Consider the following 260-nt stretch of genomic DNA (forward strand, 5'->3'; position numbering starts at 1 on the left):
GGCCTGGCCGGGTACGCGGGCCGGTCCGTCGCGACGCTGTCCGGCGGGGAGAAGCAGCGCGTCGCCCTGGCCCGCGCGCTCGCGCCCCGCCCGCGCCTGCTGCTGCTCGACGAGCCCCTGTCCGCCCTCGACCGGCGGCTGCGCGAGCGGCTCGCCGTCGACGTCCGCGACACCCTCAAGGCCACCGGCACCACCGCCGTCTTCGTCACGCACGACCACGACGAGGCGTTCACCGTCGCCGACCGCGTCGCCGTCGCGTG

The 260-nt window shown here is 78.1% G+C and carries 1 protein-coding gene; it reads left to right on the top strand.

All coding sequences use genetic code 11. The features are described from left to right. The coding region (locus WDW90_RS39980) for an ATP-binding cassette domain-containing protein (protein WP_336493103.1) at positions 1-260 on the top strand (260 nt) is incomplete at both ends.

The organism is Methylobacterium nigriterrae, assembly GCF_037106235.1.
Taxonomy (GTDB): domain Bacteria; phylum Pseudomonadota; class Alphaproteobacteria; order Rhizobiales; family Beijerinckiaceae; genus Methylobacterium; species Methylobacterium nigriterrae.